The organism is Caballeronia hypogeia, from assembly GCF_001544875.2.
Classification (GTDB): Bacteria; Pseudomonadota; Gammaproteobacteria; order Burkholderiales; family Burkholderiaceae; genus Caballeronia; species Caballeronia hypogeia.
This window is the reverse complement of sequence record NZ_FCOA02000016.1, coordinates 98,731-116,144: the sequence shown is the minus strand read 5'-3', so window position 1 is coordinate 116,144 and position 17,414 is coordinate 98,731. Positions and strand designations below refer to the sequence as shown.

The following is a 17,414-nucleotide window of genomic DNA, read 5'->3' as shown; positions in this document are numbered from 1 at the left end:
AATCGATTGATAACCATGGAACATCAATCGTTCGAAACTTTGCACTTATCGTTTCAGCCGATCAGGGCCACTATTCGCGAAACCATAAATCCGCGGCTCCGCCGCGAATTTCAAGGATTCAGGAGACACTTCGATGCACGCCTCATCCCCTACTCAATCGCCCGGACATTCGAAAGCCGCAGCCGTGTTTCGCGTGACGGCCGGCAATTTTCTGGAACAGTTCGACTTCTTTCTGTTCGGCTTCTACGCGACGCAGATTGCCAACGTCTTCTTTCCCGCAGCGAGCGAATTCGCCTCGCTGATGATGACCTTCGCGGTTTTCGGCGCCGGCTTCCTGATGCGGCCTCTGGGCGCGGTCATCCTCGGCGCCTATATCGACGACGTCGGCCGACGCAAGGGGCTCATCGTCACGCTCTCGATCATGGCGAGCGGCACGATCCTGATCGCCTTCGTGCCGGGGTACGCGACGATCGGCCTTCTGGCGCCGGCGCTCGTGTTGCTCGGACGCCTGCTGCAAGGCTTCTCGGCGGGTGCCGAGCTCGGTGGCGTGTCGGTGTATCTCGCCGAGATGGCCACGCCCGGTCGCAAGGGCTTCTTCACGAGCTGGCAGTCCGCGAGCCAGCAAGTCGCGATCGTCGTGGCCGCGGCCCTGGGCTTCGTGCTCAATCAAACTCTGGACACGACGGCCATCGCCTCGTGGGGATGGCGCGTGCCGTTCTTCGTCGGCTGCATGATCGTGCCGTTCATCTTCATGCTGCGCCGCAATCTCGAGGAAACGCAGGAGTTCAAGGCGCGCCAGCATCGCCCGACGATGGGCGAGGTCTTCCGCACGCTCGCGCGCAACTGGGCCGTCGTGGTCTCGGGCGTGATGCTGGTCGCGATGACCACCACGAGCTTCTATCTCATCACGGTCTACGCACCGACCTTCGGCAAGACGGTCCTGCATCTGAGCACCGCGGACAGCTTGCTGGTGACCTTGTGCGTCGGGGTGTCGAACTTCGTGTGGCTGCCCATCGGCGGCGCGCTCTCCGACCGGATCGGCCGTCGTCCGCTGCTGCTCGGCATGACCACGCTCGCCATCGCGACCGCTTATCCGGCGCTGTCCTTTCTTGCTCACGCGCCGAGCTTCATCAACATGCTGCTCGTGCTGCTGTGGCTCTCGTTCATGTACGGTCTCTACAACGGCGCGATGGTCGTCGCGCTGACCGAAGTCATGCCGGTCGAAGTGCGCGTCGCGGGCTTTTCGCTCGCCTATAGTCTCGCGACAGCGGTGTTCGGCGGCTTCACGCCCGCCATCTCCACGGCGCTCATTCACTTCACCGGCGACAAGGCCGCCCCGGGCATCTGGATGAGCTTTGCCGCCGTGTGCGCGCTGTGCGCCACGTTCGCGCTGTACCGTCGCCGCGCCGTGACGCTGACGCCGGCTCACTGACCACGCAACAGGACATGACGTCATCCATGAAAAACCTGCTTCTGAAATTCTTCGGCGTGGCGTTCGTCGCGGCTTCGGTCGCGTCGGCGAGCGTGCAGGCTGCCGAACTGCATGTCATGAGCTCGGGCGGCTTCACCGCCGCGTACAAGGTGCTGGGGCCGAGGTTCACGTCCGCGACAGGCAACACGCTCGACACCGCGCTCGGACCTTCGATGGGCAAGTCGCCCGAGGCCATTCCCAACCGGCTCGAACGGGGCGAGCCCGCCGACGCCGTCATCATGGTCGGCTATGCGCTCGACGAGCTGATCAAACAAGGCAAGGTCGTGCCCGGATCACGCGTGGAACTGGCGGACTCGCGCATCGGCATGGTCGTGCGCGACGGAGCGGCAAAGCCCGACATCGGCTCGGTCGATGCGCTCAGACAGACCCTGCTGCATGCGAAATCCATCGCATACTCGGACAGCGCGAGTGGCGTCTATATCGAGCGGGAATTGTTCAAGAAGCTCGGGATCGCGGAGCAGGTCATGCCGAAGGCGAAGATGATTCCGCGAATTCCCGTGGCGTCGGTCGTGGCGAACGGCGACTACGAGATCGGCTTTCAACAGGTGAGCGAGCTTTTGCCGGTCAAGGGCGCGACGTACGTCGGGAAGATCCCGGAATCCCTGCAGTCCGTCACGCGTTTCGCCGCGGGCATCCCGGTCGGCGCGCAGCATCCGAAGGAAGCGAAAGCCCTGCTCGACTATCTCGCTTCACCCGACGTGCAGCCCGAAGTAAAAGCGACCGGCCTCGATTCCGTCACCTCGCATTGACCGGCCCGCCCGTCAACCCGGAACGTTGGTGACCGGGTCGTCGGCGTCGCGGGCCTGAGCGGCTTGCAAGACTTCCGCAAGACGTACGCGGTCGCATGCGCCCTCCCACATCGAAACGAAGATCACCGCGCACGCGTTGCTGATCACGCTCGTCAGCGCGCGAGCCTCTGACATGAACCGGTCGATGCCCACCAGCAGCGCCACGCCGGCGACCGGCAGATCGGGAATCACGATCAGCGTCGCGACGAGCGCCACGAGCCCGCTCCCGGAGACGCCCGCGGCGCCCTTCGACGTGAGCAGCATGACCGCGAGCATCGTGGCGATCTGCGCGGCGGAAAGCGGCACATCACAGGCCTGCGCGATAAAGAGCGAGGCGAGCGTCAGGTAAATCGCCGTGCCGTCGAGATTGAACGAGTAGCCCGCGGGCAGCACAAGCCCGACGATGCCCCTGTCGCAGCCGAGCGCCTCCAGCTTTCCGATCAGACGTGGCAGCACCGGCTCCGTCGACGATGTCGCGAGGACGATCAGCAACTCCTCGCGCAGGTAGCGCAGCAGGCGCCAGAGCGCGAAGCCATGCAGTCGCGCGAGCGGCGCGAGCAGCAACACGACGAAAAGCGCACACGCTACATAGAACGACACCACCAGCATGCCGAGCGAGCCGACCGAGCGGATGCCGAAGCGCCCCACGGTGAACGCCATCGCTCCGAATGCGCCGATCGGAGCCAGCCTCATGATCATCGCAAGGATGCGGAACAGCGTTTGCGCGATGCCGTCGAGGAAGTCGAGCACCGGTCTCGCCGCGCGCGGGTGCGCGTTCAGCGCGAAGCCGAACAGCAGCGAAAGCAGCAGAACCGGGAGCACTTCACCTTTCTCGAAGGCTCCGAGCATCGTCTCCGGGATCACGCCGAGCGCGAATTCCACGAGCCCATGCGGCTGCGAGCGCTTCACATATTGCGAGAGAATGCTCGTATCCAGGTGATGCACGTCGATATGCATGCCCACGCCGGGGCGCAGCATGAAGGCGGTCACGAGTCCGAGCACGAGCGCCGCGGCCGTCAGAAAATAGAACAGCGCCAGTGCTTTCAGAATGGTGCGCCCGATGGTCGTGCCGCTCGCGAGCGACGTGATGCCCGAGACGATCGTGCAGAAGACGATCGGCGCGATCATCATCCGCACGAGACCGACGAATGCGTCGCTCACCGGCTTGAGCAAGGCGCCCGCCTGAGGCCAGAAATGACCGATCGCCACGCCGAGCGTCATGCCGAGCAAGACCTGCACATAGAGCAACCGAAGCGGCCTCGCCAAAATCACGCGGTGCTCCTCTTGCTCTTTGTTTGCGTGTTGGCGTCGCTCTTCACTTCGTCGCTCCCGCGCTTCATTTCGATGATGGCGCGATAGAACTGTTCCGCGGCCGGCGTGAGCGGCCTGCCGCGCCGCCTCACGATGCCGACGCGCCGCTTGACGACCGGATCGACCAGCGGCACGCTCGTCAGAACGGGATGATCGCGCACGGGCATGGCCATCGAGGGCACTGCCGCGACACCGAGGCCCGCTTCGATCAGCCCGAGCATGGTCGTGACGTGACGCGTCTCGCATACGCTTGGCGTGCGCGGCGCGACAGCGGACAACGCCTGATCGAGCAGAAGGCGATTACCCGAGGTTTTATCGACGGAAACGTATTCGTGCTCGTAGAGTTCGTTCCAGGTGACCCGCTTTTTGCGGGCGAGCGGATGATCGCGGCGGCACGCGGCGACGAAGCGCTCCTGCAACAGCACCTTGAACTCGACCTCGGACTCCTGGCTGCCGAGGAAGCTCACGCCGAAGTCCGCTTCGCCGCTAATGACGGAACTGAGCACTTCGTTGGCGCTGGAGTCCAGCAGCTTGACCCTGATGCGCGGAAAGCGGCGATGATAGCTCGCGACCACGTTCGGCAGAAAGTAGTATGCGACCGAGGGCACGCAGGCGATGGTCACGTGGCCCAGCCGGCTCGACGAGACATCGCGGATGCCGAGCAGAGCGACATCGAGATCGTCGAGGAGCTGTTCCGCGCTTGGCGCGAACACGCGGCCGACCGTGGTGAGCGTGACGCTGCGCGTCGTGCGCTCGAACAGGCGCACGCCGAGCGCGGCTTCGAGCTTGTCGATGCGGCGGCTCAACGCCGGCTGCGAGATGTTGACCGCCTCGGCGGCCTTGCGGAAGCTGCCCAGCTCCACGACGGCTCGAAACGCCTGCAAGTCATTCAAGTCGAAGTTGACCGCCACACCGCGCCTCCGCATCCGAAATGGGAGTATTTTGCATGATGCGAACGGTCTGTTCTAGCGACAAGCGCACTCGGCGAAATCTCGGGCAAGGATCACGGCGACTGTGCTCCGCGCCAGATCCGACATTGCTGCCGGACAACTTCGTGCAACGAGTCATGCGCGCCGTAGACGAGGCGTAACCAGTCGGCATCGCTCTGACCGGTGCTCAGGTTGCGCCTGATGATTTCGAGTCCTTCCTCTGCGCCCAGAATTCGAGCTTGGCCCGCGATGGCGTCCAGCGTGGCGACTATCTCGCTGCGAATCGAACCGGGATTCCTGGTCTCCGGATTCACATACGTTCCATCCAGACCGAAGCGGCACGCCATGAACCGGTTCGTTCGATACACTTCATAATCCCGTTCGTTGAGGCGCGCAGGCCTTTCAATCAGCAGATAGCGCGCAAGCGCCTGAATATAGGCCGCGATGGCGGCGGCCCATTCGACGCGCAGAGGCGTATCCATGACGCGAACTTCAATGGTGCCGTAACCCGGGCTTGGACGAATGTCCCAGTAGAAGTCCTTTAGACTCTTGACGAGACCCGTCTTCGTCATGCGCTCGAAGTACTGTTCGAACTCCGACCACTTCGTGATGAACGGCGCTCGCCCGGATAAAGGAAAGGGTGCGACTGAATTGAGCCGCGCGCACTGAAACTGCGTATCGCTTCCTTGTACAAACGGAGAAGAAGCAGCCAAGGCGATGAAGTGCGGAACATAGCGCGAAAGGGAATGAAGCAGAACCAGCGCCGAGTCGGCGTCGGGACAGCCCACATGCACGTGCTGCCCGAAAATCGTGAATTGCTGGTAGAGGGCGCCGTACAGCCCCATGAGGTACTCGGAGCGCTCGCGTCCGTCCGAACGCTGGTCGAACCAGTTCTGAAAAAAGTTGGTCCCTCCTCCGCAGACCCCGACATTCAAAAAATCGGCGGCCCGTACCAGCGTATCGCGAAGAACCTGTAACTCGCCTCTCGCCTGATGGAAGTCTCTGCACACTCCGGTGGACAACTCGATCATCCCCTCGGTCGTCTCCGGATTGATTGCCCCCGCGAAGCTTTCCTCCCTCACCCGGCTCAGCAGTTCCGTTGTCGCCTTTGTCAGATTGTAGTCGTGCGTATTGACCACCTGAATCTCGAGTTCGACGCCGATCGTGAACGAATCTGAAGACGCGAATGGCTGGAGCATGAGATGTCCCGTTGCGCTGAGGTAAAGACCGATAGCAGCGTAACCATTCTACGCATCTTGACTCGCGAGAAAGCGCCGCTTGTCGAGCCGCCGCGCACTCCGGTAAGCACGTAATGCATGCACTGAAGTTATCGGCGCAGCGAAAGCGTGGCTGCTTCCTCACGCAAGACGATTGGTCAATTTGCGCGGACCCTCGGTCATGAGTTCGTCATGTCACGCCAGGATTCGGACTTTCGGGCAATCGACGGCGACTCGCGAACAGGACGGGGGCACATGCCGAGCGGCATAGTACGTCGCAGAACGGAACCAATCAGCTTGAGTCAATCGCGATCGCAAGATCGCACCCTGATTCCGGAAGTCCGTTGCACGCGTCAAATGCGTGTGATCCACACCATCGACGGGACGAGCAAACGAACGAGGCGAGATTGCGATGAAACGCATAACCAGTCAGGTCATTTGTCACCCGCTCCTCGTCCCATCGACGCTCTACTTGATCGATCTGCTGTGCAGGTCCGATTTCGGCATCTCCGGCGCATTGTTCGTGCTCGCCTCGAGATTGATATCCCGTCTCATGATCGCGATGAGGACATGAGGATAGGCGCCGTTCCGCAGCGCGGCGTCCCGAATGCCGCACCGCCGGCACGGTCGTCCAAAACGATGTGGCGCGCGAGACACATTTGCGGGCAAGAGCGAGCGCCTCAACTCGACGCGCTTTACTTGCCCACGCGCGCCTGCAAATGAGCGGGATAGCGCTCGCCTTGCACCGTGATGTTCGCAAGCTGCGCATCGATGTCGCTCAGGTTGCCGGCCGTCAGTTCGATAGCATCGGCACCGACGTTTTCCGTCAGCCGATGCGGCTTCGTCGTTCCCGGAATTGGCGCGATCCACGCCTTCTGCGCGAGCAACCACGCGAGCGCAACCTGCGCCGGCGTCGCATTCAGACTCGTGGCAATCCGCTTGAGCACATCCACCAGAGCCTGATTGGCCTTGCGATTCTCTTCGGAGAAGCGCGGCACGACATTGCGGAAGTCTGACTTGTCAAAGCCGGTGCTTGAGTCGATAGCGCCGGTCAGGAAACCCTTGCCGAGCGGGCTGAACGGTACGAAGCCGATACCGAGTTCCTCGAGCAACGGCAGGATCTCTTTCTCAGGCTCGCGCCACCACAGCGAGTATTCGCTCTGCAGCGCAGCCACCGGTTGCACCGCATGCGCACGGCGGATCGACTCGGCGCCTGCCTCCGACATGCCGAAATGCGTGACCTTGCCCTCTTGAATCAGCTCCTTGACCGTACCGGCGACGTCTTCCATCGGCACGCCTGGATCGACTCGATGCTGATAGAGCAGATCGATACGGTCCGTGCGCAGCCGCTTGAGCGCAGCCTCCGTCACCGCGCGAATGTTCTCCGGCTTGCTATTGACGCCTTTTTGAACGTCGCCGCCTTCGAAGCCGAATTTCGTGGCGATCACCACCTGATCGCGAAACGGCGCGAGCGCCTCGCCCAGCAGTGCCTCGTTTTCGCCCTGTGCATACGCCTCAGCGGTATCGAAGAAGGTCACGCCATGCTCGAAGGCGGAGCGGATGAGCCTGATCGCATCGTCCTTCTCCGCTGCGGGCCCATAGCCATAACTCAAGCCCATGCAGCCAAGGCCGATAGCGGAGACTTCCAGTCCGCTCTTTCCGAGAGTACGTTTCTTCATCACAAAGCTCCTTGATCACTTACGGTCACGCCGGCCAGATATTGCTCGTCCGTGACCTTTTCCATCCAGTCCACCGGGCTGCCGTCAAGCTTTTCAGCAATAGCGATGTGCGTCATCGCCGTGGTCGCGCTAGCGCCGTGCCAGTGCTTTTCTCCGGGCGCGATCCACACAATGTCGCCAGACCTGATCGCCTGGACCGCGCCGCCCTCGCGTTGCACCCAGCCAAGGCCTGCGGTCACGATCAGCGTCTGACCTAGCGGATGGGTATGCCAGGCAGTCCGCGCGCCCGGTTCGAAGGTCACCGTCGCGCCGCCGATCCGGGCCGGCCGCTCACCCGCGAACGGCGAATCGACTCGCACCCGACCCGTAAAGTATTCAGTGGGTCCCTTCGCCGAAGGCAGCGACCCGCATTTTGTGATTTGCATCGATGCTCCTTGCATTGGTATATCGGCCTTAAATTTACCAATGCGTCCGCCAGTGATAAAGAGCTAAAATCCGCATGATGTTAGAAGGTGGGCTTATAAATGGCGCGCTCCGATCTATCCGATATCACCGCATTTCTCTCTGTCGCTCGCGAGGGCAGTTTCACCAGGGCCGCCGCGAAACTCGGAGTGTCCCAGTCCGCGCTGAGTCAGACCGTGCGCAATCTGGAAGCGCGGCTCGGGCTCCGGCTTCTGACGAGAACCACCCGCAATGTCTCGCCGACGCAAGCCGGCGAACGGCTGATACAGGCGGTCGGGCCGCGCCTGGAAGAAATCGAGGCCGAGCTGAGCGCGCTCACCGCGCTGCGTGACACGCCGGCGGGCCTGGTGCGTATCGCCGCTGGAGAACACGCGGCGGAAATGCTGCTGTGGCCGGTGATCGAACGGCTTCTGCCCGACTACCCGGATATCACGATCGAAATCGTCATCGACAATGGGCTCACGGACATCGTCGAACAACGGCTCGATGCAGGCGTGCGGCTCGGCGAGCAAGTCGCCAAGGATATGGTCGCCGTTCGCATCGGCCCCGATGTGCGCATGGCCGTGGTCGGCACACCGGGGTATTTCGCGAGGCACTCGAAACCGAAGACGCCACAGGACCTGACGGCGCACAACTGCATCAACATCCGGCTACCAACCGCCGGTGGCATCTACGCGTGGGAATTCAGGAAAGGAGGACGCGAACTGAACGTGCGCGTCGAAGGGCAACTCGTGTTCAATACGGCGACGATGGCCGTGAAGGCTGCCCTTGCCGGCATCGGCCTCGCCTTCGTGCCCGAGCAACGAGTGCAGTCGCAACTCGCGAGCGGGGAACTGATGCGTGTGCTGACCGACTGGTGTCCGTCGTTTTCCGGTTTTCACCTGTACTATCCGAGCCGCCGGCAACCGACTCCGGCATTCGTTGTCGTTGCCGAAGCGCTTCGTCGAGGAGGGTAACGTTCCTGCGTCAAAGGACCATTAATGCGGTCGTTCAAGGACGCTTTGGTCCATTTCCGCAAGGGACAACTGCACGAGCTCCGGCTGCCAGGTATTCCCCGTTCTTCGCCATGCTCGAAGGCGCAAGCGTCGCAGCGCTCACTTCCGACTCACCGTGATTGGGACAATCTCTCCCAACTCATCCAGAAGCATCTGCTTTTGCTGGTCCGGCAGCTTGACCAGACCCGGATACGTGTCGATCAATTCCCGCCGCTGCGAAGACGACTTCGAAGACAGTTCCTTGAACAGCCTGGCCTTCTCGCGATCGGATAGCGGTGAAAGCGCCGACAATGCGCTGAGTTGTTCCAGCTCGTCGGCATCTGAGGCCCGTACGACAGCGTTGTCCGTCGGCACCGACGCCTGCTCTCTCGACGTTGGGTTCGACTCGGCCATTTGACTCGGCTCGGCCATTTGACTCGGCTCGACCATTGGACGCGGCTCAATCAAAGTCTGCTGCGGAGCCGACACCGGTGCGGGTGAATCGTTTCCCCCGCATCCGCCAAGGAGCAAAGTGGGCAGCACCCACCGAAGCAGCAAGGAACGACGCGATGCGCGCTGGACACGCTCGAAACTGCAAGTTGCCTGAACGTCTTGTTCCATGGCCAAGCATCCGATGAATCCGGGAACAAGCGGCTCTGCCACCGCATGACTGCGCCAGCCGCCGCCGATTGCAGACACGCAGATGATACTGTCACGTCTACCGCGCGCCTTTAGACAGATTGCACGATATGAATATAGCTCCATTGGAGCGAACTACGGCCGGCGTGTACACGTGCCTTATAAGCTTGGTGCGCAGCAACGCTTTGCCCCGATGTGTCGGTCGGAGTCAGACAGAGCTGAATCGTCGAAAATCGTCGATCAGATAAGCGGCCGTTCGTACTTTCTCATTCGCGCTTTATTAAACCGGCCGATCTTCTCTTTCTGAATCGAACGACTCACGTCGAGTATCACCCGACTTATAGAATAGGCATCCAACCTTAAGGATTTCTTACACCGCTAAGAACGCTCCAACGTTTCACGGGCGCGGACGGGGCACAAGGTCTGAGCATCGAGCGAACCAATTCGTGGCTTCATGATTTTGTACACCACGTTGATCGCCCCCTGTTTTACTCGAGCATTTTTTACTGCATGTCTCCAGGAATAGTTCCAAACCATCTCTCTGCGTAAAAAGAAAGGCTGTCCAGGTCGTTTCGCGCTCATGCCCGCGGCGCGAAGCGGATTTAAGCACACTCGCCACGCTCGACGGTATAGTCGCCGTGTCCGGATGTTGGCTCGACGAGAGCACATCGCGGGAGGCCCGGAAGAAACAACTCGGGATGCCATCAAGCTCCGGAGTTCACGTGCTGACATCTGCCATTGGCGTACTAAGAAGACGCATTCTGAGCGTTCATTCGGACCATAAATGCATCGCGAAAGGTACCGCGGTCGTATCGCTGTTTGTGTTCCTGGGTAAAGGAGCCGGCGCATTCAAGGAGATGGCAATCGCGTACCGCTACGGCATCGGGAGTACTGTAGACGCCTGGCAGCTTGCGCTCACGCTCGTCACCTGGCTTCCACTTACGCTCATTGCCGAACTGAGCATTCTTCTCGTGCCTCTCTTCGTGAGCATGCGCAAAAGCAAGGAAGAAATGTCGCAGTTCCTGAACGAACTCGAAGCAATGTGCCTCGTACTCGGTGTATTGCTCACCTCCGCTTTATTGATCGCCTGGCCACTCGTGGCGTACGTCGTCGCCGCTGGCAATTTGTCCGCCGGGACGCGCGAGATGTGCTTTCACTTGCTCGCGGGGATGTCGCCCGTCGGAGTACTGAGCTTTACCGTCTGCATCACCGCAGCACGGCTTCAATCATGTGATGTGAAAGGCATGTCAACACGCTAATCGAATGCGTGCCGGCCCTCGTTCTGCAGGGCTTCTTCCTCACGATGCCGCATCGCGACTCGCTACTTCCACTGATGCTCGGCACTTGCAGCCGGCATAATGACGGCGATCGGTTTCGTGTGCTATCTGGCATTCCTGCGCACTCTCGACGGGTCGCGCGCGTAAGCGCGCGCCCGGCGGTCGCACCGCTAAAACTTCACGCGATCACGGCTCCAGTTCGGACCTGAGTGGATCGCCGTGTACAGCAAGCGGTTTGGTCCGCGGATTGTTGAGGGACCTCGAACGATACCAACGCCGCAGGTCCGAGAGCAAAAAGGCGAACCGGCCCCATTGGCTCGTCGAAATTCGAAAGTCCGTGCTCGAATAGCTGGAGTCTTGTGCCCACACTGCCTTGTATTTGCCCCCGCCCGCGCCGAAGTCGAAATCGCGGCCACTTTCGAACGCCCACTTCAACACGTATTCGAGCAGCACTGCTCCCGGCGTGAACTTTCCATATTCGACGTCGAATGCAGCTTGCACGCCGTGCACCGTGCGCGCCTCGACCGCGACAAGATTCACCGCGATCGGCCTGCCATTCATCGCCAGGACAAAAAGGGGAAATCTACCGCTTGCCGCAGTGTCCTTCAATAAGCCGACGAGAAAAGAATGAAAATTCGGCGAGAAGAAAGTTCCCTTTTTTCCCGTCTTTTCAGCCCATTGCTGTTTCCAGAGAAAAAGATCGTCGATGAGCGAGGTACTCGCCGAATCGCGAAGATCCGCGACGTACATCGAAACCTTGCCTTCTCGATCAAGCCGACGCTTCCAGGTATCGAGCTCCTTTCTCTGCTTGGCCGGCAGCGATTGACGAAAAGAGTCCCAATCGCCCCGAAGGCGCGAACGCACGATTGCTATCTCGGACGCCTCCGCGCGTTCGACAGTGCTGCACCTGGAAACATGGTCGAACAGCAGCGACCCAGTTCGCACGCGCGGTAGAGTAAGCAGATCGAATCCCCCTTGCTCACTCAGCATGCGCCACGCCGAGTCGACCAGCTCGCGATATTCCGGACCTTCTTCGGCCAAAACGTTCGTGCACACCGACCCATCTGGCGCGAGCGGACGAATCGCTCGCCAAAACAACTCACGATATCGAACCAGCGGCCAGACGAGCACCAGACGATTCCCCTTCCATGCGACGATGCAGTGCAGCTGTGCGCCCTCCGGTATGGCAATGTCCCTGAGCGCGTGCAAGCAGAATTCAAAGTCTTGACCGAATCCGCCGCCGACCCTCACCCACAACCTCTCCCATTCCTCGCGTAGTGATCCGAATCTTTCGATCGTAGAAATCGTCTCGAACCTCGTGGGGCTTGTCATCACACTGACCCTATCAAGTCGATGCGAGCTTCACGCTCGTCGGTATGTTTTGCATCGCGGCGGACCAACGTCGTTGAGCATATCAAGACGTGTATCCGATGATTGACTGTGAACCGATGATGTGCGACTTACTTCCGAAAGACTGCGATATCAATACCATTAAGAGAACAATCTTTCTGCAAAAAGAGGCAATGCGAAAATGATTAGTCGTTCGTTATTGGACACCAGAGCGTCACGCGAATCTTACGTGTTGGCGCTCATCATTTCAAGAAGACAGCGCGAATCAATGTGGTACCCCTTATTATTTTTAGAACTGTCGTGACACTTACACGGGCGATGCGTAATTGCTCCAAATAGTGCACATTCGTTCACCGAACCGAACTCTCCAAAAGGATCGTTAGCGTGAAGATTGGCCGGGGCGGCCGTCGCTTTAGAGCACACTCGTGCAAAAGCGAACGAACAAACTTGACGCCGCCAGAGCGCGAGAAGCAGGATGGTTTCGGTAGCAGGCGCAATGATCCCGACATCGGACACGGCCAACACAGCCGGTGCGTCTATGACAACAACGTCGTAGTCATCCGCGGCTTCGCTCAGCATCGCCTCGAAGGCTCCTCTCGGAAGCGCTCTGGACGCGGAATTTGGATACCTGAGCACGCCAAGAAAATCGAGATTCTGAACGACCTCGCGGCGAATCGGTTTGAAGATGAACCGCAAGCCTTCCAGCACTTCGGCGAGGCCCGGGGCCCACGTCAGGCCCAGGGTGCGTTGCAAGCGTCCGCGGCATAAGTCCGCATCAACGAGCAACACGTGTTTGTCACCCGTGGCGAGTAAGGCCGGGAAGTTAGCCGACGCGAAAGATTTTCCGCATGCGGCATTGGGCTGCTCAGCATGACCACATTGTCGCGCGCTACGGTCATCGCAGCCTGAACGGCGGTACGTAAAACTCGCAGTCTCCGACACCCGGTCATGGGGCACGTTGCTGCCAGCAAACGCTCGACGACGGTCGGGCCCTGCATCTTCGCGAGCTGCGCTTCGGTCAAGCTCTCAGGAACGACACCAAATTTCTGCAAGTCCACGCCTTCGAACTCGACCGGTTCTACGACGCCCCGGATAAGCTGAGCCGCGCCCTGTTTGCCCACGGAAAACTTGCGAACCGGCGCGGAAATTGAATCGATGTACTGTCGCTCTTTTCCCTATGATACCTAGTATTACTTATGGATCATCTTCAATAGACTGACGAATTCATTTAATCCGACTCGTGTTGAGCGCCATGTCTCAACGAAAAGACCCAACCAGCACCGAAATGAACTGTGAAGCCGGACATCGCAATCGCGACAAATGAGCCGACGTGACGTGAAGCATCCGCCCGCATCGGTAGGACACGGGCGGATGTGCAGGGAGCATGGCGAATAGATGCGTGCGAAAACAGCCGAATCGATCGCTACCGATGCTTCTGTATCAGGGCGCGTCCGTGGCCAGCTCGAGACGCAGTTCGTTGACGGAGACCACAGTGCCCTGCGCATAGTTCGGGCCATTTACGCGCTCAAAGGACACGACCATCTGATTCATGTTCGGGAGACCCAGTTGCGCCAACAGATAGGTAACGTCGAAATCCTTGCTGCCATTTGTGTGCTGCCTGGCCACCGAAATATCGAACGGCCCGATCGTGCCGACAAAATGCGCGTCGCCGACGGAATCGACATCGCCGCTCGCAGGCAGATTCAGATAGATGTTATAGAAATAGCCGCCTGCGTCGCCCGCTGTCGATGTGCTCAGACCGTCAAAAGTGAGCTTCACATACTGAAAATGCTTCGCCTGTCCCACGCCCTGCGACGGTGTTGCCGGTTGCCCGCCCGGCGATGTCGCGAGCACGTCGCGCAGGGAATTCAGTCCTGCCGTCTGAAGTCCGATGGCGGCGCTCACGGAGTTGTTGCCGAGCGGGATACCCGTCAGCCCCCCGAGCGAGTTCCGGGTCGAGGACACGCTGCCTGGCCCGGTTGTCTTGAACGTGCCGAGCGCGGGCCGGGCGCGGAGCGCCAAGCCCGGCGCTTGCACCCGGATAATTCGTCCCTGCTGTGCCTGCGGAGGCAAGCCGGTCGGCATGTTGTCGTTCGCGTAGTCGTAAGGATTGGGGAAGCCCGCGACGGTGCGAGTCAAGGACCTGGCCATCGACAGATTGCTGGCATAGGTAAATGTCCCGTTCCAGTATGAGTTGGTCGCCGCGGGCATCTTGCTCGTCGAACGACGCGTCCACGCGTTCCACAAACGATCGAGATTGGCGTGATGCAGGTAAAAGAGTGGATCCAGCGCCGCCGTGGATATGTTCGCCATATAACCCCCGATGATGTCATGCACGGGGTCATGCGGTGCGGTTTCCAGATTGGTTTCGAACGCATTGTTCAATCCGATCTGATAGTTGGTGACGCCCGTCCCGAACGGAGTCATGCTCAACGCCTGATAAGCGTTGGTGTTCACGCGCGAAGTGTACAGCGGATTACCGCTCGCGGTGTCCGTGAATTCTGAGGGTATGGTCGGGTATGTGTAGTAATCCCAATATGGAAGCATGAGGGTGGTGTCGCCGGAAATGGTCCTCAGTCGTTGTTCCAGATAATAGAGGTAGCCGCGATGCCAGGCGAGAAAGTATGCTTTGTCGTGCGGACAATAATTCGCGTGAATGTTGGCCCAGTATTGCCATGCGTTCGAACTCGTACTTCCCGGAGTAGCTTGCATCGTTCGGAGCGCATTGAGATACGGCGCGTAGTGAGAAGTTGTTTTGAATACCTGCCATTCCAGTCGAATGATAGGCGTCGCCGCCAGGCTGATTCTCGGAAGCGATGCCAGTGCCAGCGCCGACGTGGTTCCTTGAACGAACGCACGCCGACTGATTGAAGTAGTGACCATATGAACCCCTTGACCAAAAGAAGCCAGAGTTGAGGCGGCTGGCCGTCCGCGACATCGCCGCGATTAACGCATCGGGTGATGGACAATTTATCCGGTATCGATGCATTCAAGTATGGACGACGGCGGGCAAGGTTCAATCGTTATTTTGAAAGCCTAATGATTGCATGTGCGCTATCGCACATACGCTTTTACGATACGCTCGTTCGTCCTTAAGCCATGGAAACGCACCTTTTCATTTTTACGTATTGTTCTGCCATCCTTAGTTTACCAATTGCTTTCGGCATTTCTTTTATCACCCGAGATTTACCTAGGTCTATCTTGATAGGGCCGTTTTCAGGTATCTCTCACTCGCCATCGAATTCAGAAGCGCGTGATAGCGGCCCGCGCGCTGCGACGGCTCGTTCGAGATGGCGAACGATGTGCGAGCGCGCGTTGTCGATTGCGTGAACTGGTTCGGACTGCGGTGGAGTTATGGATGCGTCCCCGCATATCGCTGCAATGCGAATAAGATCGGCAGAAGAATCAGAATGCGTTCGCCGGCAGACGACGTTTTCGCATGGGAACCGAGCGGGTCATTTTCGATTCGTCAATAATGGATTGACAGCGGCTCGGGATGATCGTCCGTGATTACATAGCTCGACTCGATCGGCCAGCCGGACGCAGTGACCGGCGTAGCGTAACGCTGGCATTGGCCGTTGGTGCCGATTATGTACGACGAGACGCTCAGGAATTGCGAATTCGACGCCGGTGCGGCGAAAACCGTAACGTTCGAGCCACTTCTGAGCGCAAATGAAGGCCTTGGTCCGGTACCATCAGTGATGAGCGGAGAGCCGCTGCAATCCGCCGAAGAGAACTGGTTGATAAAGTACCATCCCCACGTGAACTCGGTCGCCGAATAGCTGATCTGATTGCCGGTCCCCGACACCTGCCGCCGCGTGACCGGCACGAACACCGCGGCGCCGTTCACCGTGATGAACACGCCTGAGTTGCCTCCTGCGTATACGAAGGCGCCGACCGCCTTGCCATTGGCGTCGAAGACCTGAAGGACAGGCCGTCGATGATGCTCCTGGTGCTCCTCGGCGAATGACGTCGTCATACTCGACAACAGCAGTGCCAATACGATCAGTCCACGCATGTCAGCACCTCGGGGCCGCACTCATCGATTGATGGAAGCTCGAGTCCGCAGAGCGACTAGCGCCATCGCTGATACAGACTTTCGCTTGGAAAGCGGATGGTTAAAGGCTCCGGATGAGCGCCGGTCAACGAGTACGTGGTTTCCGTCGGCCAGCCGTACTCGGTGGTCGGCGGATTGGACGCCGTGCAAACGAAGTTCGGACCCGACCGAACCGAGCCGATCTGGACCGGAGCGGAGTTCGTTGCAGGGGCGACATACAACGTGACATCAGAGCCAAGCCTGACCGACGTCGCCGGTCGAACTCCGGTGATGAGGGTGATGACCGGCGTGCCGCCGCAGTCAGACGAGGTATAGTCGGCCGCATTCGTTCCCGACCATCTGAATTGCGTTGCCGAATAGACGGTTTGCGGACCGCCGTCTCCGGATACGATGACTCTTTCGAGAGGAGCGAACGCGACGACCCCATTTACCGTCAGATAGACTCCAGGGCCTCCGAAATCGTCGAGCGGCGCGACGAACTTGCCTTGCGCGTCGAAGACCAGTAGCGACTCGCCGCCGGCGAAGGAGACGGACATCTGGAGCAACAGGAACGCTGAAACGACGATCGCACGCATGCCTGCACCCCTTTGCGGTTACCCGCGTTGGCCGGATGGCGACATAACTTCGAAACGGTTTCAGATAGGATAGGACTGCCTTCGACGTATTGCAAAGTTCAAGAGTCAGATTGCGCAACGATGCCTATAACCGATCGTTGGAGGTCCTTTTTTTCTGAAAAAAAAGCAGCCGTTCTAGTGTTGATATGGCTATCGGGATTCAAGCGGTGCATGAACGAAGCTCTGGGCGCCGGCGCCCTGCGAGGCCTCGATTCCGTCCGATGTATTTAATGTACGGGGCACTTGCAAAACCAGGATCTGTTCAATCAAAAGCATGGATGAATCGATAGCGTATCGCGCTCTCCAATGACTTTATCGTTTGATGTCTTCACGGGTCCGTAGATGTGCGACGGGCTTTCAGGAGCGCTTGCGCAAAGAACGGTAGCGAATCCATCTAAATTCCCCCTGCCGGTATTCTTGTCGCACGGACCCAACCGCCCTCAAAATAATCTCCAACGCCAATAGTCTGACGAGTCATGTTGCGCGAGCGCCCGGCACTGAAGGGCGGAATTGCGCGCCCGCGCATCACGCGCCACACGCGCCACACGCGACGGCATAGTTTCGCTGTCCCGATGCGGTCTCAAACGAGCGCACATCGCGCGATGCCTTCGAGTAACGACGCAAG

The 17,414-nt window shown here is 59.5% G+C and carries 15 protein-coding genes; 4 read left to right on the top strand and 11 right to left on the bottom strand.

What is annotated here, in order from left to right; genetic code table 11:
- Positions 1-133: 133 nt before the first annotated feature.
- Both AWB79_RS22535 and AWB79_RS22530 read left to right on the top strand, forming a co-directional pair.
- Positions 134-1,432 (top strand): MFS transporter, encoded by a 1,299-nt coding sequence (locus AWB79_RS22535; protein WP_061169657.1) that lies wholly within the window; start codon positions 134-136, stop codon positions 1,430-1,432.
- Positions 1,433-1,458: 26 nt separating this feature from the next.
- The gene (locus AWB79_RS22530; protein ID WP_061169656.1) at positions 1,459-2,241 is read left to right on the top strand and encodes a substrate-binding domain-containing protein; all 783 of its coding nucleotides are present in this window, start codon (positions 1,459-1,461) and stop codon (positions 2,239-2,241) included.
- Between the two features lie 12 nt (positions 2,242-2,253).
- Here the strand turns inward: AWB79_RS22530 and dctA are convergent, their stop codons facing one another.
- From dctA to AWB79_RS22505, 5 genes are all read right to left on the bottom strand, one after another.
- Complete coding sequence (gene dctA / locus AWB79_RS22525; RefSeq protein ID WP_061169655.1) at positions 2,254-3,552, bottom strand: C4-dicarboxylate transporter DctA; 1,299 nt, start codon at positions 3,550-3,552, stop codon at positions 2,254-2,256.
- Positions 3,549-4,502, bottom strand: coding sequence for a LysR family transcriptional regulator (locus AWB79_RS22520; protein WP_061169654.1), 954 nt, complete (start codon positions 4,500-4,502; stop codon positions 3,549-3,551). The genes dctA and AWB79_RS22520 overlap by 4 nt, the downstream gene beginning before the upstream one ends.
- A 92-nt stretch (positions 4,503-4,594) precedes the next feature.
- Entirely contained in the window at positions 4,595-5,719 is a 1,125-nt protein-coding gene (locus tag AWB79_RS22515; RefSeq protein WP_061169653.1) for a YbdK family carboxylate-amine ligase, read from the bottom strand.
- 713 nt (positions 5,720-6,432) lie between these two features.
- Positions 6,433-7,416 (bottom strand): aldo/keto reductase, encoded by a 984-nt coding sequence (locus tag AWB79_RS22510; protein ID WP_061169652.1) that lies wholly within the window; start codon positions 7,414-7,416, stop codon positions 6,433-6,435.
- A complete protein-coding gene (locus tag AWB79_RS22505; protein ID WP_061169701.1) occupies positions 7,416-7,841 on the bottom strand; it encodes a (R)-mandelonitrile lyase in 426 nt (141 codons plus the stop codon). Before AWB79_RS22505 ends, AWB79_RS22510 begins: the two co-directional genes overlap by 1 nt.
- A 99-nt stretch (positions 7,842-7,940) precedes the next feature.
- Here AWB79_RS22505 and AWB79_RS22500 point away from each other — a divergent pair, with 99 nt between their 5' ends.
- Entirely contained in the window at positions 7,941-8,834 is an 894-nt protein-coding gene (locus tag AWB79_RS22500) for a LysR family transcriptional regulator (protein WP_061169651.1), read from the top strand.
- Between the two features lie 138 nt (positions 8,835-8,972).
- Here AWB79_RS22500 and AWB79_RS40540 read toward each other — a convergent pair whose 3' ends face one another.
- The gene (locus AWB79_RS40540; RefSeq protein ID WP_232470968.1) at positions 8,973-9,473 is read right to left on the bottom strand and encodes a hypothetical protein; all 501 of its coding nucleotides are present in this window, start codon (positions 9,471-9,473) and stop codon (positions 8,973-8,975) included.
- A 740-nt stretch (positions 9,474-10,213) separates the two neighbouring features.
- Between AWB79_RS40540 and AWB79_RS22490 the strand changes: the two genes are divergently transcribed.
- Positions 10,214-10,750 carry an MATE family efflux transporter gene (locus AWB79_RS22490; protein ID WP_157695830.1) on the top strand — a complete coding sequence of 179 codons (537 nt, stop codon included), beginning with the start codon at positions 10,214-10,216 and terminating at the stop codon, positions 10,748-10,750.
- A 204-nt stretch (positions 10,751-10,954) separates the two neighbouring features.
- Here the strand turns inward: AWB79_RS22490 and AWB79_RS22485 are convergent, their stop codons facing one another.
- The 5 genes from AWB79_RS22485 to AWB79_RS22465 form a co-directional block, all read right to left on the bottom strand.
- Positions 10,955-12,100, bottom strand: coding sequence for a GNAT family N-acetyltransferase (locus AWB79_RS22485; protein ID WP_061169649.1), 1,146 nt, complete (start codon positions 12,098-12,100; stop codon positions 10,955-10,957).
- Positions 12,101-12,343: 243 nt separating this feature from the next.
- Positions 12,344-12,871: a P-loop NTPase family protein gene (locus AWB79_RS22480; RefSeq protein ID WP_157695829.1), complete on the bottom strand. Its 528-nt coding sequence runs from the start codon at positions 12,869-12,871 to the stop codon at positions 12,344-12,346.
- A 687-nt stretch (positions 12,872-13,558) separates the two neighbouring features.
- Positions 13,559-15,001, bottom strand: coding sequence for a tyrosinase family protein (locus AWB79_RS22475; protein WP_082862440.1), 1,443 nt, complete (start codon positions 14,999-15,001; stop codon positions 13,559-13,561).
- A 586-nt stretch (positions 15,002-15,587) separates the two neighbouring features.
- Positions 15,588-16,136, bottom strand: a complete 549-nt coding sequence (locus AWB79_RS22470; RefSeq protein WP_061169646.1) for a hypothetical protein — start codon at positions 16,134-16,136, stop codon at positions 15,588-15,590.
- A gap of 56 nt (positions 16,137-16,192) precedes the next feature.
- Positions 16,193-16,750: a hypothetical protein gene (locus AWB79_RS22465; RefSeq protein WP_061169645.1), complete on the bottom strand. Its 558-nt coding sequence runs from the start codon at positions 16,748-16,750 to the stop codon at positions 16,193-16,195.
- Positions 16,751-17,414 lie beyond the last annotated feature (664 nt).